Source organism: Mesorhizobium sp. B2-3-13, from assembly GCF_006442195.1.
Classification (GTDB): Bacteria; Pseudomonadota; Alphaproteobacteria; order Rhizobiales; family Rhizobiaceae; genus Mesorhizobium; species Mesorhizobium salmacidum.
In genome coordinates this window covers 72,993-95,532 of sequence record NZ_VFVQ01000004.1, presented here as the reverse complement: position 1 = coordinate 95,532, position 22,540 = coordinate 72,993, and the positions used below count along the sequence as shown (strand labels likewise).

General features: G+C 64.1%; 16 protein-coding genes. 15 read left to right on the top strand and 1 reads right to left on the bottom strand.

All coding sequences use genetic code 11. The features are described from left to right. Window positions 1-22: 22 nt before the first annotated feature. The 7 genes from FJ941_RS06650 (at window position 23) to FJ941_RS06620 (ending at window position 8,813) form a co-directional block, all read left to right on the top strand. The gene (locus FJ941_RS06650) at window positions 23-1,117 is read left to right on the top strand and encodes an ABC transporter ATP-binding protein (protein WP_140504106.1); all 1,095 of its coding nucleotides are present in this window, start codon (window positions 23-25) and stop codon (window positions 1,115-1,117) included. Next, on the top strand, window positions 1,117-2,037 hold the full coding sequence (locus FJ941_RS06645; RefSeq protein ID WP_140504104.1) for an ABC transporter permease: 921 nt from the start codon (window positions 1,117-1,119) through the stop codon (window positions 2,035-2,037). Before FJ941_RS06650 ends, FJ941_RS06645 begins: the two co-directional genes overlap by 1 nt. Then, window positions 2,030-2,830, top strand: a complete 801-nt coding sequence (locus FJ941_RS06640; protein WP_140504102.1) for an ABC transporter permease — start codon at window positions 2,030-2,032, stop codon at window positions 2,828-2,830. Before FJ941_RS06645 ends, FJ941_RS06640 begins: the two co-directional genes overlap by 8 nt. A gap of 23 nt (window positions 2,831-2,853) precedes the next feature. Then, window positions 2,854-3,888, top strand: a complete 1,035-nt coding sequence (locus tag FJ941_RS06635) for an extracellular solute-binding protein (protein ID WP_140504100.1) — start codon at window positions 2,854-2,856, stop codon at window positions 3,886-3,888. Between the two features lie 64 nt (window positions 3,889-3,952). Further along, on the top strand, window positions 3,953-5,149 hold the full coding sequence (locus tag FJ941_RS06630; protein ID WP_140504099.1) for a serine hydrolase: 1,197 nt from the start codon (window positions 3,953-3,955) through the stop codon (window positions 5,147-5,149). A 31-nt stretch (window positions 5,150-5,180) separates the two neighbouring features. Beyond that, entirely contained in the window at window positions 5,181-6,362 is a 1,182-nt protein-coding gene (locus FJ941_RS06625) for a serine hydrolase (protein WP_140504097.1), read from the top strand. Between the two features lie 126 nt (window positions 6,363-6,488). Continuing rightward, window positions 6,489-8,813: a Tex family protein gene (locus FJ941_RS06620; protein WP_140504095.1), complete on the top strand. Its 2,325-nt coding sequence runs from the start codon at window positions 6,489-6,491 to the stop codon at window positions 8,811-8,813. On the opposite strand, the gene FJ941_RS06615 is transcribed toward FJ941_RS06620, so the two are convergent. Continuing rightward, window positions 8,814-9,725, bottom strand: a complete 912-nt coding sequence (locus tag FJ941_RS06615) for a LysR family transcriptional regulator (protein WP_140504094.1) — start codon at window positions 9,723-9,725, stop codon at window positions 8,814-8,816. Between the two features lie 99 nt (window positions 9,726-9,824). Between FJ941_RS06615 and FJ941_RS06610 the strand changes: the two genes are divergently transcribed. The 8 genes from FJ941_RS06610 (at window position 9,825) to FJ941_RS06575 (ending at window position 22,520) form a co-directional block, all read left to right on the top strand. Continuing rightward, the gene (locus tag FJ941_RS06610) at window positions 9,825-11,021 is read left to right on the top strand and encodes an acyl-CoA dehydrogenase (RefSeq protein WP_140504092.1); all 1,197 of its coding nucleotides are present in this window, start codon (window positions 9,825-9,827) and stop codon (window positions 11,019-11,021) included. A gap of 110 nt (window positions 11,022-11,131) precedes the next feature. Next, window positions 11,132-14,491: a transglutaminase family protein gene (locus tag FJ941_RS06605; protein ID WP_140504090.1), complete on the top strand. Its 3,360-nt coding sequence runs from the start codon at window positions 11,132-11,134 to the stop codon at window positions 14,489-14,491. A 6-nt stretch (window positions 14,492-14,497) separates the two neighbouring features. After that, entirely contained in the window at window positions 14,498-16,909 is a 2,412-nt protein-coding gene (locus FJ941_RS06600) for a circularly permuted type 2 ATP-grasp protein (protein ID WP_140504089.1), read from the top strand. A 12-nt stretch (window positions 16,910-16,921) separates the two neighbouring features. Continuing rightward, window positions 16,922-17,806 carry a transglutaminase family protein gene (locus FJ941_RS06595; RefSeq protein ID WP_140504087.1) on the top strand — a complete coding sequence of 295 codons (885 nt, stop codon included), beginning with the start codon at window positions 16,922-16,924 and terminating at the stop codon, window positions 17,804-17,806. 148 nt (window positions 17,807-17,954) lie between these two features. Beyond that, window positions 17,955-19,070: a DNA topoisomerase IB gene (locus FJ941_RS06590; RefSeq protein WP_140504085.1), complete on the top strand. Its 1,116-nt coding sequence runs from the start codon at window positions 17,955-17,957 to the stop codon at window positions 19,068-19,070. An 84-nt stretch (window positions 19,071-19,154) separates the two neighbouring features. Next, on the top strand, window positions 19,155-19,529 hold the full coding sequence (locus tag FJ941_RS06585) for a YciI family protein (RefSeq protein WP_015315946.1): 375 nt from the start codon (window positions 19,155-19,157) through the stop codon (window positions 19,527-19,529). After that, window positions 19,526-20,800 (top strand): RNA polymerase sigma factor, encoded by a 1,275-nt coding sequence (locus FJ941_RS06580; protein WP_140504083.1) that lies wholly within the window; start codon window positions 19,526-19,528, stop codon window positions 20,798-20,800. Before FJ941_RS06585 ends, FJ941_RS06580 begins: the two co-directional genes overlap by 4 nt. Window positions 20,801-21,005: 205 nt before the next feature. Beyond that, on the top strand, window positions 21,006-22,520 hold the full coding sequence (locus tag FJ941_RS06575; RefSeq protein ID WP_140504081.1) for an aldehyde dehydrogenase family protein: 1,515 nt from the start codon (window positions 21,006-21,008) through the stop codon (window positions 22,518-22,520). Window positions 22,521-22,540: the final 20 nt, after the last annotated feature.

Here is a 22,540-nt window from a genome sequence, read left to right as displayed (position 1 = left end):
GGGTCAACAGTGAGGCGTAATCGTGCCGGACAAACCGGATCGGAATGCGATTGAGGTAGTAAACGTCAGCAAAATTTTCGGATCGGGTGAGGGGCAGGTCGCTGCCCTCGACAAGGTTTCGGTGTCCATCCGCGAGAACGAGTTCTTCACGCTGCTGGGACCATCCGGCTGCGGCAAGACCACCTTGCTGCGGCTGATCGCCGGCTTCGACTTTCCAACCGCCGGCGAGATCCTGCTCTACGGCCAGGACATCGCGCCATTGCCGCCCTTCAAGCGGCCGGTCAACACCGTTTTCCAGTCCTACGCGCTGTTCCCGCACATGACGGTCGCCGACAATATCGGCTTTGGCCTGGAAATGCTGGCCAGGCCGAAGGCCGAGATCAAGGCGCGCGTCACCGAGATGCTGAAGCTGGTCAAGATGGAAGCGCTGGCCGGCCGCCGCACCGGCCAGATTTCGGGCGGCCAGCAGCAGCGCGTGGCGCTGGCAAGGGCATTGGCGCCGCAGCCGAAAGTGCTGTTGCTCGACGAACCGCTCTCGGCGCTCGACTACAAGCTGCGCAAGGAGATGCAGATCGAGTTGAAGCGGCTGCAGAACGAAACCGGCATCACCTTCATCTTCGTCACTCATGACCAGGAAGAAGCGCTGACGATGTCGGACCGCATCGCGGTGATGTCGTCGGGCAAGATCCTGCAGGTCGGCTCGCCCTGGGACATCTACGACAAGCCGGCGGAACGCTTCGTGGCCGACTTCATCGGCGAAACCAATTTCCTCACCGCCGCCATTTCAGGCGCCGGCAATGGCAAAGCGCGCGCGACACTCAAATCCGGTGCGGTCATCGATGCCACCGTCGCCGAAGGCTTCCAGCCGAAGGAAAACGCCACCGTGGTGGTGAGGCCCGAGCATGCCAAGTTGTCGAAGGACAAGGGCGACCTGTCGGGCACGGTCGAGAACATCGTCTATTTCGGCACCGACACGCATATCCATGTCCATCTCGACAGCGGCGAGGCCTTCACCGTGCGCCAGCAGAACACGCGCAGCGCCGGCTGCGGTTTCGAGCGCGGCGACAAGGTTGGCATCATGATCGGCAACGATGCCGCGCAAGTGCTGAGGGACTGATGGCGACCGCGGAAGAAGTCGCCAAGGCAGCGGAACGGCGCGATGTCCGTGACCGCTGGCTTCTGTCAGCGCCGGCGCTGCTGGTCATTCTGTTTGCCGCGACCGGCCCGCTGCTGATCGTGCTGGTCTATTCGTTCCTCACCCCCGGCGCCTATGGCGACGTGAAATGGCAGTTCTCATCCGACGCCTGGACATCGGTCTTCCTGGAACGCGATATTTTCGACGACACGCTGTCGCTCGCGGCGGCGCATGTCACCATCGTCTGGCGCTCGATCAAGCTTGCGGTGGTGACGACGCTCGCCACCTTGGCGCTCGGTTTCCCGACGGCCTATTTCATGGCGACGCGCAGCGAAAAGACCAGGGATCTCTGGCTGTTCCTGATCACCATCCCGTTCTGGACGAACCTTTTGATCCGCACCTTCGCCGTGCTGCAGATCATCCGCAACGAAGGCATCGTAAACACGATCCTGCTCAAGCTCGGCATCGTCTCGGCGCCGGTCCAGATGCTCTACACCGACACGGCGATCCTGATCGGCATGGCCTATGTCTACCTGCCGCTGATGGTGCTGCCGATCTATGCCAGCATGGAGAAGCTCGACTTCCGGCTGGTCGAGGCTGGCTATGACCTTTACGCGACACGCTTCAAGGTGCTGCGGAAGATCATTTTCCCGCTGGTCAAACCCGGCGTCATCGCCGGCTCGATCCTGGTCTTCATTCCGGCACTGGGCGCCTACGTGACGCCGAGCGTGCTTGGCGGCGGCAAGAACATGATGCTGTCCAACCTGATCGAATTGCAGTTCGGACAGGGCCGCAACTGGCCGCTGGGCTCGGCGCTGTCGATCACGGTGATGATCATAGTCATGGTGGCGCTGCTTGCCTATGTGCGCAATGCCGGCAAGTCGGGGATGCGGCATGGCTAAGAACTTTTCCATCAAGCATCAGACCGGCTTCACAGCGATCGCGGCGACCTGCTTTGTCATCCTCTATCTGCCCATCATCGTGCTGGTCATCTACGCCTTCAACGCGGCGAGCTCGACATCCGAATGGGGTGGCTTTTCGCTGAAATGGTTCCAGTCGGCATACCAGAACACGCAGGTCATCGACGCGACGCTGCGTTCGTTCCAGATCGGCTCCATCGCGGCGGTGCTGTCGACCATCTTCGCCACCATGGCCGCGCTAGCCACCACACGCACGGCGTCCTATCCCGGCCTCACCTTCAAATACGCGGCGATCAACCAGCCGCTGATGGTGCCCGAGATCGTCACCGGCGTGGCGCTGCTGATCTTCTTCTCGCGCATCAAGATCTTCACCGGCTATTCCGGTATCGGCTACCTGGTCGCCGCGCATACGGCGTTCTGCATTCCCTTTGCCTACCTGCCGATACGGGCGCGGCTGGAGAATATGGACCTGACGCTGGAACGCGCCGCGGCCGACCTCTACGCCCCGCCGTGGAAAACCTTTCGTCGCATCACGCTGCCGCTTTTGTGGCCCGGTATCCTGGCCGGACTGATGCTGGCCTTCGTCATCTCGCTCGATGACGTCGTCATCACCGAGTTCGTCAAATCGGGCGGCCAGGACACGCTGCCCACCTACATGCTCGGCCAGATCCGCCGCGGCATAACGCCCGAGATCAACGCGATATCGACCGCCTTCCTGCTGCTTTCGGTCGCGATCGTCACGTTGTTTTTCTTCGTCAGCAGGAAACGAGACTGAAACCGATAATGGGAGTTAAAACCATGAACTGGAAGACAACAGCGAGCGCCATAGGGTTGGCGCTGCTCGCTTCGACGGGCATCGCCCGCGCCGATGGCGAACTGAACATCTACAATTGGGGCAACTATACCAGCCCCGACGTGATCAAGAAGTTCGAGGCCAAATACAACATCAAGGTGACCATCACCGATTACGATTCCAACGACACCGCGCTGGCCAAGGTCCGCCAGGGCGGCACCGGCTTCGACATCGCGGTGCCTTCGCAGACCTACGTGCCGATCTGGATCAAGGAAGGCCTCGTCCAGGAGACCGACCCTGGCCAGATGGAGAACGCCAAGAACATTGCGCCCGAATGGGCCAATCCTGACTTCGATCCAGGCCGCAAATACACCGTTCCGTGGGCTTGGGGCACGATCGGCGTCGTCGTCAACACCGACGCCTACAAGGGCCCGACCAATAGCTGGGGCATCATCTTCAATACGCCTGACGAGTTGAAGGGCAAGGTCAACGTCGTTCCCGAGATGAATGACGTCATCTTCGCGGCGATCAAGTATCTCGGTGGCCAGCAATGCACCGACGACAAGGCGGTTCTGAAGAAGGTGCGCGATACGCTTGTCGCGGCCAAGCCGAACTGGATCTCGATGGAATACAACACCATCGAGAAGATGGGCGCCGGCGACTTCAAGGCAACCAGCGACTGGAACGGTTCGGCCCTGCGCCAGCGGCTGGCCAATCCTGCCATCCACTTCAACTATCCGAAGGAAGGCTATGGCCTGTGGAGCGACAACGTCGTCGTTCTCAAGGAGGCCAAGAACGTCGAGAACGCCAAGCTGTTCCAGAACTTCATCATGGATCCGGAAAATGCGGCGGGTCTCTCGGCCTTCCACCGCTACGCCAATGCCATCGCCGGTTCGGACAAGTACATGCCGGCCGACATGAAGGACGCGCCGGAAGTCGTCATTCCGGCGGACGCCAAGCCGCTTGGCGAACTGCAGAAGATGTGCGCTCCGGAAATCCAGGACATTTACACCAAGATCTGGACCGAACTGCAGAAATAGTCACAGACACAAGGGCCCGGCGGCACATGCCGCCGGGTCTTTTCTTTTCCGGGAATGGCCCTTCATGGACTCCTACCGCAACAGCGATCCGCGGCCGCCGATCATGCAGGGTTCGCCGCCCGCCATGGTGCCCCCCAAGCTCGACTGGGACAGGGCGCCCTGGAACCGCTGGGCTTTCCAGCACATCAGGGAAATTCTGCCGACCGTCGAAGTCTGGCGCGGCGCTGGCCATCGCCACCGTCTCGAACGCGCCGAGGTCGATCTCGACGGGTTGGCGGTCGAGGACAGCGGGGGCAGGCCTTCGACGCTCGCCGGTCTGCTCGACGAGACCTATACGGACGGCCTCCTGGTGCTCAAGGACGGCAGGATAGCCTATGAGCGCTATTTCAACGGCATGGACGAGCGCACGCTGCATCTGTCGCAGTCGATGGCGAAGTCTGTCACCGGCTCGGTGTTCGGCATATTGGCGGGGCGCGGCCTGATCGATCCGGCGAAGCTAGTGACGGACTACCTGCCGGAACTGAGCGCGACCGGCTGGGCCGGCGCCAGCGTCCAGCATGTGCTCGACATGACCACCGGCGTGCGGTTCTCAGAGGAATACACCGACCGCTATTCCGACATCGGCCAGGTCGATGTCGCCACCGGCTGGAAGCCGGTGCCGCCGGGCAGCAATCCGGATTTTCGCTGGCCCTCGCACATGTTCGAGCTGATCCTGGGCTTGAAAGAGACGGTGCGCCCGCATGGGGCTGCGTTCGAATATCGCTCGATCGAGACGGACGTGCTCGCCTTCATCATGGAACGGGTGACGGGCAAGCGGCTGGCGCAGCTGGTTTCCGAGGAACTCTGGCAAAAGCTCGGTGCCGACGAAAGCGCCTGCTTCACCGTCGACAGCGCCGGCTATGCGCTCGCCGATGGCGGCTTCAACGCGACGCTGCGCGACTACGCCCGCTTCGGCCAGCTGATCCTCGACAATGGCGGCGGCATCGTGCCGGCCGACTGGATCGAGGCGACGCGCACTGGCAAGCATGGTCCGGATTTCTCCGCCAGCCTGCCCGAGGGCAGCTACCGCAACCAGTTCTGGATCGAGGATCCCAGCTCGCGCGCCCTGATGTGCCGGGGCGTGTTTGGACAGTTGATCCATATCGACTGGAACACAGGAATGGTGGTGGTGAAGCTGTCGACCTACCCGGATTTCAGCAACACGGCCTATTCCGTGGCAACGCTGAAGGCCGTGCACGCCATCGCAGCGGCGCTTGCCTGAGCTTCAAGACCAATGGACTGGGAGGAACGCCATGACCGGCAAGACCGCGTTCGAGACTCGATACGGATTCCGCCGTAACGAGGTGCTGCTCGCCAACTGGCGCGTGGCCCCGTTCAATCGGTGGTCGTTCCAGAATCTCGGCGAACTGGTGCCTACCGCCCGTGTGGCGGCAGCGCCCGGCGCCGTGGAAGTCCCTCAGCGAGACATGGACGGCTTGCTCGGGGAAAAAGTCACGGTCGCGAGCGCGCCGGAGACGGTGGCCGAGTTTCTCGTCCGCTCCAGCACCGACGCATTGACGGTCATGAAAGGCGGCAAGATCATTGGCGACTGGTTCGCGCCGCATATGGAGTTCGGCGCGCGCCACATCATCTTCTCGGTCAGCAAGTCGGTGACGGCGATCATCGCCGGCATACTGGAAGGCGAGGGGGTGTTCGATCCGGAAGCGCCGGTGACGGACTATATCCCTGAAGCAGCCGGCTCGGCCTATGGCGATGCAAGCGTGCGGCATGTGCTCGATATGAGCGTCAGCCTCGATTTCGAGGAAGCCTATCTCGATCCGGAAAGCGCCTTTGCCCGCTATCGCCGCGCGACGCTGTGGAACCCCGGCGGCGGCACCGAAAGCCTGCGCGAATTCATCCTGACCCTGCAGCGGCTTGCCGAGCCGCATGGCCAGACCTTCCGCTACCGTTCGCCCAATTCCGACCTGCTCGGCCTTCTCCTGGAACGCGCTTCAGGGCAGCGCTTCTGCGACTTGATGCGTGAGAAACTGTGGCTGCCGCTTGGCGCCGTCAGTGAGGCCTCCGTCGGTGTCGACATGGAAGGCACGGCACGTACCGCAGGCGGCATTTCGGTGACGCCGCGTGACCTGGCGCGCATCGGCGAGATGATGCGGCAAGGCGGCACGGCCAATGGCCGCCGCATCGTGCCCGAGGCCTGGGTGCGCGACACCACCAGCACCGGCGGCAGCTCGGAAGCCTGGCAGCGCGGCGCCATGCTGCCGCTGTTCCCGAACGGCCGTTACCGCAACAAATGGTATCAGACCGGTTTCGAAAATGGCGCCTATTGCGGCATCGGAATTCATGGGCAATGGCTTTATGTCGACCCCAGGACCGAAGTGGTCATTGCCAAGATGTCGTCGCAGCCGGAGCCGGTCGACGATGCACTGGACCTCGAAATCGTTGCCTTTTTCGAAGTGCTGAGCCGCATGGTCTGACCAGCCCGGACAATCCAATCGCCCGCGCTTTCCTGTGGACCTCCGCCGCCATTGAAAACGCGGTGGTTGGCGGACCTGATCTCTGCGCCTATGGTCGCCGCTCTTTTCGACGAGAGTGGGAACGACATGGCATCCGACATCAAGCGCATCGCAGCCATCATCGCAGCCGAAATCAAGGCGCGGCCCGAACAGGCGGCCGCGGCGATCGGACTGCTCGATGAGGGGGCGACGGTGCCATTCGTGGCACGCTACCGCAAGGAGGTGACCGGCGGGCTGGACGACACGCAGCTGCGCGACCTTGCCGAGCGTCTCGTCTATCTGCGCGAACTCGACGCCCGCCGTGACACCATCCTGGGTTCGATCCGCGAGCAGGGCAAGCTTACGCCAGACCTCGAAGCGAAGATCGGGGCGGTGGCCACCAAGGCGGAACTCGAAGACATCTACCTACCCTACAAGCCGAAGCGCCGCACCAAGGCCGAGATCGCCAGGGAGCGCGGGCTGGGGCCGCTCGCCGAAGCCATTCTCAACGACCGCTCGTTGGTGCCCGCGGAAGTCGCGCTCGCCTATGTCACCGAAGAGGTGGCCGACACCAAGGCGGCGCTCGATGGCGCGCGCGACATCCTGTCGGAGCAGTTCGCGGAAAATGCCGATCTGGTCGGCAAGCTGCGTGGCTACATGAAGGAGCGCGCCTTCCTGCGCGCCAGGGTGGTCGACGGCAAGCAGGAGGCCGGCGCGAAATTCTCGGACTATTTCGACCATGTCGAGCGTTGGTCCACGGCGCCAAGCCACCGCGCGCTGGCCATGCTGCGCGGCCGCAATGAAGAGGTGCTGTCGCTCGATATCGAGGTCGACGCCGACGATGTCTCACCGGTGAAGCCGGTCGAGCGGATGATCGCCAATGCCTACGCCATCGGCGCCAGCCTGCCGGGCGACCGCTGGCTGATGGAGGTCGCCGGCTGGACCTGGCGGATAAAACTGTCGTTGCACCTCACGCTCGATCTGATGCGCGACCTGCGCGAGCGGGCCGAGGAAGAGGCGATCCATGTCTTTGCCCGAAACCTGAAGGATTTGCTGCTGGCGGCTCCCGCCGGCTCGCGGCCGACGATGGGGCTCGATCCCGGCATCCGCACCGGCGTGAAGGTTGCGGTGGTCGACGGCACCGGCAAGCTGCTGGCGACGACGACGGTCTATCCGTTCCCGCCGCGGAACGATGTGCGCGGCACGCAGGCCGAGCTTGCCGCGCTGATCCGCCAGCACAAGGTCGAGCTGATCTCGATCGGCAACGGCACCGGTAGCCGCGAAACGGAGAAGCTGGTGGCGGACATGCTGTCGGACATGCCAGCGGGTTCAGGCCCGAAGCCGCTCAAGGTTATCGTCAGCGAGGCGGGTGCCTCGGTCTATTCGGCCTCGGCGACGGCGGCGGCGGAATTTCCCGGCCTCGACGTGTCGCTGCGCGGCGCGGTGTCGATTGCGCGGCGCCTGCAGGATCCGCTAGCCGAATTGGTCAAGATCGAGCCGAAATCCATCGGTGTCGGTCAGTATCAGCACGATGTCGACCAATACCGGCTCGGCCGTTCGCTGGAGGCTGTCGTCGAGGACGCCGTCAACGCGGTCGGTGTCGACCTCAATACCGCCTCGGCGCCCTTGCTGGCGCGCGTTTCGGGCCTCGGGGCGTCGCTTGCCGAGGCGATCGTCGCGCATCGCGATGCGACCGGCCCGTTCGCCAGCCGCAAGGACCTGCTGAAGGTGGCGCGGCTTGGGCCGCGCGCGTTCGAACAGTCCGCCGGCTTCCTGCGCATTGCCAATGGCAGTGAGCCGCTCGATGCCTCGTCGGTGCATCCGGAAGCCTATGGGGTGGCCAAGAAGATCGTCGCCGCCTGCGGCCGCGATGTGCGTTCGCTGATGGGCGACAGCGCCGCGCTGAAGGCGCTCGACCCGCGCGTCTTCGTCGACGAGCGTTTCGGCCTGCCGACGGTGCGCGATATTCTTGCCGAGCTGGAAAAGCCCGGCCGCGACCCGCGCCCCGGCTTCAAGACCGCGACCTTCGCCGATGGCATCGACGACATCAAGGATTTGAAGCCCGGCATGCTGCTGGAAGGCACCGTTACCAACGTGGCGGCGTTTGGCGCCTTCGTCGATATTGGCGTCCACCAGGACGGGCTGGTGCATGTCTCGCAACTGGCCGACCGTTTTATCAAGGACGCGCATGAGGTGGTCAAGGCCGGCGACGTGGTGAAGGTGCGCGTCGTCGATGTCGACATCAAGCGCAAGCGCATCGCGCTCTCTATGCGTAGGGATGCCGGTGAGGGCGGCGCGCCGAGGAGCGGGCCGCGCGACAATGGCGGCGGCAGGCCGGCGCCACGCTCGCCGGCGCCGCAGCGCCAGCCCGAGCGGCCGGCACAGCAAGGTGCGTTCGGCGCTGCGCTGGCGGACGCACTGAAGCGGAAATAGCTACCACGCCAGAACAGCCGGCTCCTTCTCGAGCTGGCCTAGCAGCCAATCTCGAAAGCTGGCAACCGGTGGATAGCCGCGCTTGTCGTGGGGAATGACGAGGTAATAGGCGCTGCGGCTTTGCATCGGCTGGCCGGGTGCTGGCACAAGCTGGCCGCGCTGTAATTCGCCAGCGATGAGGAGCAGCGGCAACAGCGCCACGCCGAGCCCCGCCATGCAAGCCTGGGCGGCGGTGCCGAACTGCTCGAACTGCATGCCCGGCCCGGTCGGCGCGCTCAGTCCCTGATGCTCGAACCATTCCGTCCAGGCGCCGGGGCGCGTCGTCATATGCAGCAGCGGCAAACGACCGATGTCGGCCGGCGTGGCGATGGCGCGGCCGGCGAGGAACTCGGGCGACACCACCGGTGCCACCGTCTCACGCACCAGCAGTGTCGAGTCGGCGTCCGGCCAGTCCGGCAGGCCGTAGTGGATGGCTGCATCCAACCTCTCCCTGGCGAAGTCGAACCGGCCGACGCGCGTGACGAAGTTGATGGTGATGTCGGGATTGCTTTCGACGAAATTGGGGATCATCGGCATCAGCCAGCGCGTGCCGAAGGTCGGCAATATGGCCAGGTTCAGGATGCCGCTATGCCGATTGCTCATCAATCCAAGCGCTGCGTCGCGCAATTGGCCAAGCGCCGAACGTACCGCCTCGGCGTAGATTTCGCCTGCCGTCGACAGGCGGACGTTGCGGCTGTCGCGCTCGAACAATCGGCGGCCGAACTGATCTTCCAGCAAGCTGATCTGCCGGCTGACGGCGCCCTGGGTTAGATCCAGTTCCTGGGCGGCAGCGGTGAAACTGCCAAGCCGGGCCACCGCCTCGAAGGCGGCAAGGGCGCTGATGTTGGGTAAAAGGCGACGCTGGACACTCATGATCCATTCCTAACGCTCATTGATCGGTGAAGCAATTTCGTTTGATTTTTTCAGGCCATGGGCCGATAAGCCGGGCTTCACCCTTCTGAGGATCAAGCCATGGCCGCCGACAAGAATGCATTCGTCTGGGAAGACCCGTTCCTGATCGAGGGCCAGCTTTCGGAAGACGAACGCATGGTGCGCGACGGCGCGGCGGCCTTTGCCGCCGACAAGCTCGCGCCGCGCATCGAGGAGGCGTATCTCAACGAGACTTTCGACACAGCGATTTTCCGCGAGATGGGCGAGGCTGGCCTGCTCGGCATCAACATCCCGGAGGAGTTCGGTGGTCTCGGCGCCAACTATGTGACCTACGGGCTGGTAGCGCGGGAAGTCGAACGCGTCGATTCCGGCTATCGCTCGATGATGTCGGTGCAGTCATCGCTGGTGATGTATCCAATCTACGCCTATGGCTCGGATGAACAACGCAAGAAGTACCTGCCGAAGCTAGCCAGCGGCGAATGGATCGGCTGCTTCGGCCTGACCGAGCCGGATGCCGGCTCCGACCCCGGCGGCATGAAGACGCGCGCGGAAAAGACCGCCAGCGGCTATAAGCTGACCGGCTCCAAGATGTGGATTTCCAATGCGCCGGTCGCCGACGTGTTCGTCGTCTGGGCGAAGTTGAAGGGCGAGAACGGCAAGGACGAGATCCGCGGTTTCGTGCTGGAAAAAGGCATGAAGGGGCTGTCGGCGCCGAAGATTGGGGGCAAGCTGTCGCTGCGGGCGTCGATCACCGGTGAAGTGGTGATGGAAGGCGTCGAGGTCGGCGAGGAAGCATTGCTGCCCAACGCCAAGGGGCTCGGCGGACCGTTCGGCTGCCTCAACCGGGCCCGCTACGGCATTTCCTGGGGCTCGATGGGCGCGGCGGAAGATTGCTGGCATCGCGCTCGCCAGTATGGCCTCGACCGCAAGCAGTTCGGCAAGCCGCTGGCCGGCACGCAGCTCTACCAGAAGAAGCTCGCCGATATGCAGACCGAGATCGCTTTGGGGCTGCAGGCTTCGTTGCGCGTCGGGCGTCTGCTCGATGAAGGCAAAATGGCGCCGGAAATGATCTCGATCGTCAAGCGCAACAATTGCGGCAAGGCGCTCGACATCGCCCGCCAGGCCCGCGACATGCATGGCGGCAACGGTATCCAGATCGGCTACCACGTCATGCGCCACGCGCAGAATTTGGAGACCGTCAACACCTATGAGGGCACGCATGACGTGCACGCGCTGATCCTGGGACGGGCGCAGACGGGGATACAGGCGTTCTTCTGACCGTTCGATAGCCGTTTAATTTAGGTGCACCGCAACATCCGCTTGGAGAATGGCGGCCGGATGTGTCAGGGTTCAGCGAAATCGTTTGAAACGCTGAATTCCGGGGCCCCATGGCAATTCTGGCAGCCGTCTACCACCTGACCCACTACAAATACGACCGGCCGGTGGTTCTGGGTCCCCAGGTGATCAGGCTTCAGCCAGCACCGCATTCCCGCACCAAGGTGTTGAGCCATTCGCTCAAGGTCGAGCCGGCGAACCACTTCGTCAATCTGCAGCAAGACCCCTACGGCAACTTCCTCGCCCGTTTTGTCTTTCCCGAGCCGGTGACGGAGCTGAAGATCGAGGTCGATCTCGTCGCCGACATGACGGTCTACAATCCGTTCGACTTCTTCGTCGAACCGTCGGCGGAGGCGTTCCCGTTCGATTATCCCGAGGAAATCAGGGCTGATCTGGCCATCTACCGGGCACCGGAGCCGGCGGGGCCGCTTCTCTCGGCTTTCCTGGAAACCGTCGACCGCAGCGCGCCGAACACGGTCAATTTCCTCGTCGACCTCAATGCGCGCCTGCAGCGCGAGATCGCCTACATCGTGCGCATGGAGACCGGCGTCTTCTCACCGGAGGAAACGCTGGCGGCGGCCAAGGGCTCCTGCCGGGATTCGAGTTGGCTTCTGGTGCAGATCCTGCGCAATCTCGGCGTCGCCGCGCGCTTCGTCTCTGGCTATCTGATCCAGCTCAAGCCCGACCTAGTCGCGCTGGACGGGCCGGCCGGCACATCAGTCGATTTCACCGACCTGCATGCCTGGTGCGAGGTCTATCTTCCCGGTGCCGGCTGGATCGGTTTCGACCCGACTTCCGGCCTGCTCACCGGCGAGAGCCATGTGCCGCTGGCCGCCACGCCGCATTTCCGCAATGCGGCACCCATTTCAGGCATGGCGAGCTTTGCCAATGTCGAGTTCGGCTTCGAGATGCGGGTCGATCGCATCGCCGAGCATCCGCGCATCACTAAGCCGTTCTCGGATGAAAGCTGGCAAGCGCTCGACGCGCTCGGCAACAAGGTCGATGCCGCGCTCGCGGCCGGGGATGTGCGGCTGACCATGGGCGGCGAACCGACCTTCGTGTCGATCGACGATTTCGAGGCCGCCGAGTGGAACACCGCCGCCGTCGGGCCGAGCAAGCGTGAAAAGGCCGACGCGCTGATCCGCCGCCTGCGCGAGCGCTTCGCGCCCGGCGGCTTTCTGCATTACGGCCAGGGCAAATGGTATCCCGGTGAAAGCCTGCCGCGCTGGACCTTCTCGCTCTTTTGGCGCGCCGACGGCGAGCCGGTGTGGAGCGATCCGTCGCTGATCGCGCCGGAGAAAAGCTCGGCTGATGTCGGGCCGAAACAGGCCGAAAGCCTGCTGACGGCGATCGCCGGCGAGCTCGGCATCGACACGTCCATGGTCAGTGAAGCCTATGAGGATCCGGCCGAATGGCTGCTCAAGGAAGGCAAGCTGCCCGAGAATGTCGACCCGTCCAACTCCAAGCTGGAAGACCCCGAGGAACGCAGCCGCATGGCGCGCGTCTTCGAGCGCGGGCTGACCAAGCCATCCGGCTATGTGCTGCCAGTGCAGCGCTGGAACAGCCAGGCATCGGATCCGCGCTGGCGTTCGGAAAAGTGGAAGACGCGGCGTGGCCGGCTGTTCCTGGTGCCGGGCGATTCCCCGGTCGGCTACCGCTTGCCGCTGGGAACGCTTCCTCATGTGCCGCCCGCGCAGTTCCCCTACATCGTGCCTGTCGATCCGTCGCTGCCGCGTGGCCCGCTGCCCGTGCGGGAAGCAATCTTGCCTGCGGCGGCTCCGGCCGAACTGGAAGGCGCCGACGAAATGGCCCGCCGCCAGCAGGCGGTGTCGTTCACGGCGGCGACCGGCCAGCAGGAGCGGGTCGAGCAGGAGATCACCGAGATCGGCGGCGCGGTGCGCACGGCACTTTCGGTCGAACCGCGTGACGGCAGGCTGTGCGTTTTCATGCCGCCGGTCGAGGCGCTGGAAGACTATCTCGAACTCGTCGCCGCTGCCGAGAACGCGGCGAAGGCGATTGGCCTTCCCGTGCATATCGAGGGCTACGGCCCGCCGCAGGACCCGCGCCTCAACGTCATCCGCGTGGCACCCGACCCCGGCGTCATCGAAGTCAACATCCATCCCGCCTCGAATTGGCAGGATTGCGTGGCGACGACGACGGCGATCTATGACGAGGCGCGGCAGACGCGGCTTGGCGCCGACAAGTTCATGATCGATGGCCGCCACACCGGTACCGGCGGCGGCAACCATGTCGTGGTCGGTGGCGCCACGCCCAATGACAGTCCGTTCCTGCGCCGGCCCGACCTGCTGAAGAGCCTGGTGCTGCATTGGCAACGGCGTCCCTCGTTGTCCTATCTGTTCTCCGGCCTGTTCATCGGGCCGACCAGCCAGGCGCCACGTTTCGATGAGGCGCGGCACGATTCGCTCTATGAGCTCGAGATCGCCATGGCGCAGGTGCCGCATCCCGACCAGGGGGCCGCACCCTTGCCATGGCTGGTCGACCGCCTGTTCCGCAATCTGTTGACCGACGTCACCGGCAATACGCATCGCTCGGAAATCTGCATCGACAAGCTGTTCTCGCCCGATGGACCGACCGGTCGGCTTGGCCTTGTCGAATTCCGTGGATTCGAGATGCCACCCAATGCGCGCATGTCTCTGGCGCAGCAATTGCTGGTGCGGGCTATCATCGCACGCGCCTGGAAGAACCCGCTCGACGGACGCTTCGTGCGCTGGGGCACTTCGCTGCATGACCGCTTCATGCTGCCGCACTATGTCTGGGCGGACTTTCTCGATGTGCTCGACGACCTCAAGCTCAATGGTTTCGAGTTCCGGCCCGAATGGTTCGACGCCCAGCTCGAATTCCGCTTTCCCTTCTGCGGCGAAGTCCAGCATGCGGGCATCAAGCTGGAGCTCAGGCAAGCGCTGGAGCCATGGCATGTCATGGGCGAGCAGGGCGCGATCGGCGGCACGGTGCGTTTCGTCGATTCCTCGGTCGAACGGCTGCAGGTCAAGACCGAAGGTCTCAATCCGGAGCGCCATGCGATCGTCTGCAACGGCCGCATCGTGCCGATGAGGGCTACCGACAACCGCGAGGTCGCGGTGGCGGGCGTGCGCTTCAAGGCCTGGCAGCCGGCTTCGGGCCTGCATCCGGCACTGCCGGTCAACACGCCGCTGGTGTTCGACATCTACGACCGCTGGTCGGGCAGGGCGGTCGGCGGCTGCGTCTACCATGTCGCCCATCCCGGCGGACGCAATTACGACACCTTCCCGGTCAATGGCAACGAGGCCGAGGCACGGCGGCTCGCCCGCTTCGAACCGCGCGGCCATACCCCGTCCGGCTATGTGTTGCGTGAAGAACAGCCGGGGGAAGATTTCCCGATGACCCTTGACCTCAGGCGTCCGCCAAGACTGTGATCTGACATGGCAAAGGGGAATCACAAAAGGGTGCGCGGCAAGCCGCAGGCCCATAGCCTGCTGAAGCACTACCAGCCGATTGACGGCGTCGTCGACGAGATGGTCGACGCGTCGGGCAATCCCCGCCCGGTCTGGAAGGATTTTGTCGAAGCGCTGGACGAACTCGGGGCCGAAAAGCTCGGCCAGCGCTTCGCCCGCGCCGACCAGTATCTGCGCGATGCGGGTGTTTACTACCGCGTCTATGACAAGGCGGGCGCCAACGAGCGCGAATGGCCGCTGGCGCATATTCCCGTGCTCATCGAGGATAGCGAGTGGCAGGCGATCAGCGCCGGCCTGGTGCAGCGCGCCGACCTGCTCGAGGAAATTGTCGCCGATATCCATGGACAGAACCGACTGGTCGAAAAAGGCATCCTGCCGGCAGGGCTGATCGCGGCGAGCCCTGAATATTTGCGGCCCGTGGTCGGCACCAGGCCGGCCGGAGGGCATTTCCTGCACTTCTGCGCCTTCGAGCTCGGCCGCGGGCCCGATGGCCGCTGGTGGGTGCTTGGCGACCGCACCCAGGCGCCTTCGGGCGCCGGCTTCGCGCTGGAGAACCGGGTCGCCACCACGCGCGCACTGTCAGACATCTATGGCGAGATGCATGTGCACCGGCTCGCCGGCTTCTTCCGTCGCTTCCGCGATGCGCTGATCGGAATGGCAAAGGAGAGCGACGGCCGCGTCGCCATCCTCACGCCGGGGCCGCTCAATGAAACCTACTATGAACACGCCTATATCGCCCGCTACCTCGGCATCATGCTGCTCGAAGGCGAGGATCTGACTGTTTCCGGCGGCAGGCTCATGGTGCGCACCGTGTCGGGCCTGATGCCGATCAGCGTGCTGTGGCGGCGGCTCGATGCCGCCTTTGCCGATCCTCTCGAACTGCGTCCGGATTCGCAGATCGGCACGCCGGGCCTGGTCGAAGCGATCCGGCAAGGTACGGTGTCCACCGTCAATGCGCTGGGATCGGGCCTGATGGAGACGCGTGCGCTGCTTGCGTTCCTGCCCAAGATCGCGCGCGAATTGTGGGGCGAGGAGCTGCTTTTGCCCAGTGTGGTGACATGGTGGTGCGGGCAGGGGACGGAGCGCGCCCATGTCCTCGCCAATATCGACCGAATGGTGGTCGGCCCGGCGCTGTCGACAAGACTTGCCTTCGAGGATGACGGACAGACAAAGCTCGGCTCGGCGCTGTCGGTCGGAGAACGGGCGGAACTGGTGGCGCGCATCGAACGCGATGGCGAGGCCTTCGTCGGCCAGGAAGCGGTGACACTTTCGACGACACCCGTCTATGTCGGCGGCTGGCTGGAACCCCGGCCGGCGAGCTTGCGCGTCTATCTGGCGCGCACGCCCGAGGGATGGACGGTGATGCCGGGCGGTTTCGCCCGCGTCGGCCTGTCGCTCGACCCGACGGCGATCGCCATGCAGCGCGGCGGCCAGGCGGCTGATGTCTGGGTGGTCAGCGACAGACCAGTCGAGCGCGAGACGCTGCTGCCGCAGGAGGGCGACAGCTTCAACCGCACCAGGCCAGGTAGCCTGCCCAGCCGCGCGGCGGAAAACCTGACCTGGCTCGGCCGCTACATCGAACGCTCGGAAGACACCGTGCGCATCCTGCGCGCCTATCATGTGCGGCTCGCCGAAACGTCCGATCCCGACATGCCTCTGCTGGCAGATATCAGGGACTATCTCGAGCCGTTCGGCATCGATGTCGAAACGGCGATCCCGCCAGGGCTGATCGGCATGCTCGACAGCGCGGTCTACAGCGCCGGCCAGATCCGCGATCGTTTCTCGCCGGATGGCTGGCTGGCGCTCAAGGATTTGTCGAAGACGATCCATCGGTTTGCCACCACCGTGGCCCCCGGCGACGACGCGACGCGGGCCATGACCGTCATTCTGCGCAAGCTTGCCGGATTCTCCGGCCTGCTGCACGAGAACATGTACCGTTTCGCCGGCTGGCGCTTCCTCGAGATCGGCCGGCGGCTGGAACGTGGCATCCAGATCGCCGGCACGCTGGCCCGACTGACCGGCAGCAAGGCGCCGGATGGCGCGCTGGACATGATGCTGGAGATCGGCGACAGCGTCATGACCCATCGCCGGCAATATCCGGTGCAGGCCGGCCGGCGCACGGTGGTCGATCTCCTGGCGCTCGATCCGCTCAATCCACGCTCCATCCTGTTCCAGCTGGAAAGGCTGAAGACCGAGATAGGGCTGCTGCCGGCGACCGGCGGCGAGGGGCACATGTCGGCGGCGGCCAAGGAGATCCTGCAGCTCAATACCGCCATCGCCATCAAGGAGCCGGCTGACATGACGACGAAGGCGCTGAACGAACTCGCCAGCGAAATCGGCGGCCTCTACAACAGCCTCGCCAAAGCCTATTTCGGCTAGAAAGCAATGGCCATGCTGTACGACATCCGGCTTCTGCTCCATTACGACTACGCCGCCGCTGCCGGCGGCGGCCGGCATCAGGTGCGGGTGCTGCCGCCGACCATTGGCGGCGTGCAGCGCGTCATCGCCGCTTCGCTGTCCTTTGAACCGGCACCCAATGAACGATCCGACTTTACCGATTTTTTCGGCAACAACGTTACCTCGATCGCGTTTCGCGACGCGCATGAAGCGCTCGACATAAGGATGAGCGCGCGCGTTTCGGTGTCGCGGCCCGAGCCTGGGCTCGACGTGTCGCCCGATATCGGCCGACTGAGGCGGGAGCTGGCGGCCGTGCGGTCGCTGGCGCCGGCGTCGCCGCATCACTTCCTGGTGGCAAGCGGTCACGCCGGCATGGATGCGGCGATCACCACCTATGCGCAAGACAGCATCGGTGGCTCGACCGCCGGCACGGCGATGAGCCTCTGCAAGCGCATCCACCATGATTTCACCTATGATGGCGAAGCGACCACGGTGCGGACCCTGGCCAGCGATGCCTTTCGGCTGAAGCGGGGCGTCTGCCAGGATTTCTCGCACATCATGATCGCCGGGCTGCGCGGACTCGGCATTCCGGCCGGCTATGTCAGCGGCTTCCTGCGCACCATTCCGCCCAAGGGCAAGCCGCGGCTGGAAGGTGCGGATGCCATGCATGCCTGGGTCAAGGTCTGGTGCGGGCGTGATGCCGGCTGGCAGGAGTTCGATCCGACCAACGGCATGCGGGCTTCCAACGACCATATCACCGTCGGTTACGGGCGCGACTATTCGGATGTGGCGCCCATCGTCGGCGTGCTGAAGACGACCGGCGGACAGGTCGGGGAGCAGGCTGTCGACGTCATCCCGGTGGTGCTCGAAAAGGCGTAAAAAAAGGCGCGCGCCGCCGGCTGTCCTTTCCGCCGACACAGATGCAGCGCATTGCCTCGCCGACGCCACCGGATCCTGCTTTCCAGACGGGGTGTGGAACCAGCAGTCTGCCCGCAACTTATCTACGGACATTTTGCGTGGAGCCGTCATGCTGCAGAGAACCGGATCGTCGCGTAGCCGATTGGCTGACTGTGATAGCGTACCCAAGAATCGACCACAGATTTCCGCCCGGGATACCGCGCTGACCTATGTCAGCGATGCCGAGCCCGGCATCCGCCGGCTGAAGGCTGGCAAAGGATTCGCCTACAAGGGACCGGACGGGAGAGCGGTCTCCGATGCCGACAGGGCGCGCATCGCGGCCATCGTCATTCCCCCGGCCTGGACCGATGTCTGGATTTCGCCCGATCCGGATGGACATATTCAGGCGACCGGGAGGGATCAGCGGGGGCGCAAGCAGTATCGCTATCACCCGCAATGGGCCGAGGAGCGCGACGGTGTCAAATATTCCAGCCTCGTCGCTTTCGCCGAAAGCCTGCCGGACCTTCGGCGCAGAATCGATAGCGACTTGCGCCGTCACGGCCTGCCGCTCGAACGCGTCGTCGCAGCGGTGGTCTGGCTGCTCGACAACACGATGATCCGCGTCGGCAACGCGGCCTATGCACGCGATAACAAGAGCTTCGGCCTGACGACGTTGCGCGATCGGCATGTCGACATCAAGGGATCGAGCCTGCGCTTCGCCTTCAAGGGAAAGTCCGGCAAGGAATGGAGATTGAAGCTGGTGGACCGCCGCATCGCCGGGATCGTTCGGGGCGCGCAGGACCTGCCGGGCCAGAAACTGTTCCAGTATCTCGACGAGAGGGACGACAGACGCCCGGTCCGCTCCGACGACGTCAACCGCTACATCCGGGACGCCGCCGGCGACGCGTTCAGTTCGAAGCATTTCCGCACATGGGGCGGCACCATCCATGCCGCGTCGCTGTTTGCACAGACGGAACTGCCTGAAAGCCAGGCACAGCGAAAGCGGGCGATGAACAACATCATCGACAAAGTGGCCGAACGGCTGGGCAATACGCGCGCGGTCTGCCGCAAATGCTATATCCACCCGCAGGTCTTCGAGGCCTGGAGCGAAGGACGGCTGCTTGCCGAAATGGCGGAAGCCAACAAGCGCAAGCGATCCATAGACGGTCTCGATGAGGAGGAAGCGCTCGTGCTGAGATGGTTGAAGACGCAGGAGAGTCGATCGGCGGCAATCAGCGGCCGCTGAATCCGCGGCGTCTCGATTTTTTTTATCGACGCCATGTCGGGATCGGCCCTACTGTTTCGTCCTTTGCTACAGAAAGGACCCTCCATGCTCTATGCCATCCTCTGCTACGCCTCCGAAGATGTCGTCTGCTCCTGGAGCAAGGAACAGGACGACAAGGTCATGGCCGACCTGCTCGGTGTCCAGGAGAAGTATGCCAACGCCGGCCGGCTTGGGCCCGTGGCGCGGCTTTTGCCGACAACTGCGGCAACGACGCTGCGGAAAGTGAAAGGCGAATCGCTGGTCATCGACGGGCCGTTCGCCGAAACCAAGGAACAGTTCCTCGGCTTCTATACGCTCGATTGCGCTGACCTCGACGAGGCCGTCGAATTCGCCCGCGAGCTTTCCGAGGTCAACCCGAGCGGCGGTTCCTATGAGATCCGGCCGGTCTCGGTGTTCCATCCAACCAGGGTTCCAGCATGACCGAATTCGCCTGGATAAGCTCCGCAATCAGCGCTGCCCGCCCACAAGCGATGGGCGCACTGCTGCGCTATTTCCGCGATCTCGATACCGCGGAGGAAGCTTTCCAGGACGCTTGTCTCAAGGCGCTGAAGAACTGGCCGCAGAACGGGCCGCCACGCGATCCGGCGGCCTGGCTGATCTTCGTCGGCCGCAACAGCGGCATCGACGCGGTGCGCAAGCGCGCCAAGCAAGCGCCGATGCCAGAGGAAGACCAGATATCCGATCTGGAAGACGCCGAGAGCGATATCGCGGAGCGGCTGGACGGCGCGCATTACCGCGACGACATCCTGCGGCTGCTGTTCATCTGCTGTCACCCTGATTTGCCCGCAACACAGCAGATCGCAGTGGCGCTGCGCGTCGTCTCCGGCCTCACCGTCAAGCAGATCGCGCGCGCCTTCCTGGTCGGCGAGAGCGCGATGGAGCAGCGCATCACCCGCGCCAAGGCGCGCATCGCGGACGCCGGCGTGCCGTTCGAGACGCCAGGCGCGGTCGAGCGCTCCGAGCGGCTCGCGGCGGTCGCGTCCATGGTCTACCTGATCTTCAACGAGGGCTATTCGACCAACAGCGGCGAGGCGCCGGCCCGCGCGCCTCTGTGCGAGGAAGCGATCCGGCTGGCACGGCTGCTGCTCAGATTGTTCCAGACCGAGCCGGAGATCATGGGGCTGACGGCGCTGCTTCTCCTGCAGCACGCACGCGCACCGGCACGTTTCGACGATGATGGCGAGATCGTGCTGCTCGAGGACCAGGATCGAAGCCTGTGGAGCCGCAAGATGATCGACGAAGGGCTGGCGCTGGTCGACAAGGCCCTGCGCCACCGCAAGCCCGGCCCTTACCAGGTGCAGGCGGCGATCGCGGCGCTCCACGCGCGGGCCGAGAAGGCCGAGGACACGGATTGGGTGGAGATCGACCTGCTCTACGGCCTGCTCGAACAGATGCAGCCGTCGCCGGTCATCACGCTCAACCGTGCGGTCGCGGTGGCCAAGGTGCGCGGACCGGAAGCGGCGCTGGCGATGATCGAGCCGCTCGAGCAGAGACTATCCGGCTATTTCCATTTCTTCGGCCTCAAGGGCGGGCTCTTGATGCAACTCGACCGGGGCGAGGAGGCACGCATTGCCTTCGACCGCGCCATTGCGCTCGCCAACACGGCGGCGGAAGCAGCCCATATCCGCATGCATATCGACCGTCTGATCAAGGACGGCGCCGTGCGCGCGCCGGCGAAAAAGGCAAACTAGACTAAGCGCCCTCTGCCAGTTCTGCTCCAAGGGTCGTCTGGCTCAATCGTGCAGCCTGGGCTTGGACCATGCCGGGGTGGCGATTTTCCCCTGAAACAGGTAATGGCACGCCATGATAGCCCCTTCCAGCCGCAACGGCGCGGGAAGGCATGGCGCAAGACGTTGACCCACGCCACACGAGCGGCGGGATCTGAAAGGGACAAAAATGACGATAGCGAAGGAAACGGCCGAGCTTCTGGCGAAATTGGGCGTGGCCAAGGAGGCGCTTGTCGGCGGCGACCTGATCGTGCGCAGCCCGGTGACGGGTGAGCAGATCGCGGCGCTGAAGACGATCTCGCCAGTCGACGCGGCAAAGACCATTAATGACGCCCACCAGGCATTCCAGTCCTGGCGGCTGGTGCCGGGTCCCAAGCGCGGCGAACTGGTTCGGCTGCTGGGCGAAGAACTGCGCGCGCACAAGACCGAGCTGGGCCGGCTGGTGTCGATCGAGGTTGGCAAGATACCCTCCGAAGGGCTCGGTGAAGTGCAGGAAATGATCGACATCTGCGATTTCGCCGTCGGTCTCTCACGGCAATTGTACGGTCTGACCATCGCCACCGAGCGTCCCGGCCACCGTATGATGGAAACCTGGCATCCGCTCGGCGTCGTTGGTGTCATCTCGGCTTTCAACTTCCCGGTCGCCGTGTGGTCGTGGAACGCAGCGCTGGCGCTGGTCTGCGGCGATGCAGTGGTATGGAAACCTTCCGAGAAGACGCCGCTGACGGCGCTTGCCTGCGAGGCGATCTTCAAGCGCGCGGTCAAGCGCTTCGGCGCGGACGCACCGCAAGGCCTGGCGCCGGTGCTGATCGGCGACCGTGCCGTCGGCGAGATCCTGGTCGATCATCCGAAGGTGCCGCTGGTTTCGGCCACCGGCTCGACCCGCATGGGCCGGGATGTCGGTCCGCGCCTGGCCAAGCGTTTTGCACGAGCGGTGCTGGAACTGGGCGGCAACAATGCCGGCATCGTGTGCCCGACGGCCGATCTCGACATGGCGCTGCGCGCCATCGCCTTCGGGGCCATGGGCACGGCTGGCCAGCGCTGCACGACGCTGCGCCGCCTGTTCGTCCATGACAGCGTCTACGACGCCTTGGTGCCGCGGCTGAAGAAGGCCTATCAGAGCGTTTCGGTCGGCAATCCGCTGGAGACCTCGTCGCTGGTCGGGCCGTTGATCGACAAGGCAGCGTTCGATGCCATGCAGAAGGCCCTGAGCGAAGCGACCGCCCATGGCGGCAAGGTGACCGGCGGGACACGGGTCGAGAATGGCCATCCGGATGCCTATTATGTCCATCCGGCGCTGGTCGAAATGCCAAAGCAGGTTTCGCCAGTAACGGAAGAAACCTTCGCGCCGATCCTCTATGTGATGAAGTATTCGGATTTCGACGCCGTGCTTGACGAGCACAATGCGGTCGGCGCCGGCTTGTCGTCATCGATCTTCACCCGCGACCTGCAGGAATCCGAGCGCTTTCTCGGTGTCGACGGTTCGGATTGCGGCATCGCCAATGTCAATATCGGCACCTCAGGCGCCGAAATCGGCGGTGCCTTCGGCGGCGAGAAAGAAACCGGCGGCGGACGCGAGAGCGGCTCCGATGCATGGAAGGCCTATATGCGCCGCGCCACCAATACGGTGAACTATTCCAAGGCGCTGCCGCTCGCCCAAGGCGTCTCGTTCGACATCGATTGAGAACGCCGCCCGCGATCAGT

Excerpts from the sequence above, each read along its gene's own strand:
- FJ941_RS06605 (WP_140504090.1), top strand. The coding sequence starts at position 11,132 with ATGGCAATTCTGGCAGCCGTCTACCACCTGACCCACTACAAATACGAC.
- FJ941_RS06595 (WP_140504087.1), top strand. The coding sequence starts at position 16,922 with ATGCTGTACGACATCCGGCTTCTGCTCCATTACGACTACGCCGCCGCT.
- FJ941_RS06640 (WP_140504102.1), top strand. The coding sequence starts at position 2,030 with ATGGCTAAGAACTTTTCCATCAAGCATCAGACCGGCTTCACAGCGATC.
- FJ941_RS06610 (WP_140504092.1), top strand. The coding sequence starts at position 9,825 with ATGGCCGCCGACAAGAATGCATTCGTCTGGGAAGACCCGTTCCTGATC.
- FJ941_RS06620 (WP_140504095.1), top strand. The coding sequence starts at position 6,489 with ATGGCATCCGACATCAAGCGCATCGCAGCCATCATCGCAGCCGAAATC.
- FJ941_RS06590 (WP_140504085.1), top strand. The coding sequence starts at position 17,955 with ATGCTGCAGAGAACCGGATCGTCGCGTAGCCGATTGGCTGACTGTGAT.
- FJ941_RS06585 (WP_015315946.1), top strand. The coding sequence starts at position 19,155 with ATGCTCTATGCCATCCTCTGCTACGCCTCCGAAGATGTCGTCTGCTCC.
- FJ941_RS06600 (WP_140504089.1), top strand. The coding sequence starts at position 14,498 with ATGGCAAAGGGGAATCACAAAAGGGTGCGCGGCAAGCCGCAGGCCCAT.
- FJ941_RS06625 (WP_140504097.1), top strand. The coding sequence starts at position 5,181 with ATGACCGGCAAGACCGCGTTCGAGACTCGATACGGATTCCGCCGTAAC.
- FJ941_RS06645 (WP_140504104.1), top strand. The coding sequence starts at position 1,117 with ATGGCGACCGCGGAAGAAGTCGCCAAGGCAGCGGAACGGCGCGATGTC.
- FJ941_RS06580 (WP_140504083.1), top strand. The coding sequence starts at position 19,526 with ATGACCGAATTCGCCTGGATAAGCTCCGCAATCAGCGCTGCCCGCCCA.
- FJ941_RS06575 (WP_140504081.1), top strand. The coding sequence starts at position 21,006 with ATGACGATAGCGAAGGAAACGGCCGAGCTTCTGGCGAAATTGGGCGTG.
- FJ941_RS06635 (WP_140504100.1), top strand. The coding sequence starts at position 2,854 with ATGAACTGGAAGACAACAGCGAGCGCCATAGGGTTGGCGCTGCTCGCT.
- FJ941_RS06630 (WP_140504099.1), top strand. The coding sequence starts at position 3,953 with ATGGACTCCTACCGCAACAGCGATCCGCGGCCGCCGATCATGCAGGGT.
- FJ941_RS06615 (WP_140504094.1), bottom strand. The coding sequence starts at position 9,725 with ATGAGTGTCCAGCGTCGCCTTTTACCCAACATCAGCGCCCTTGCCGCC.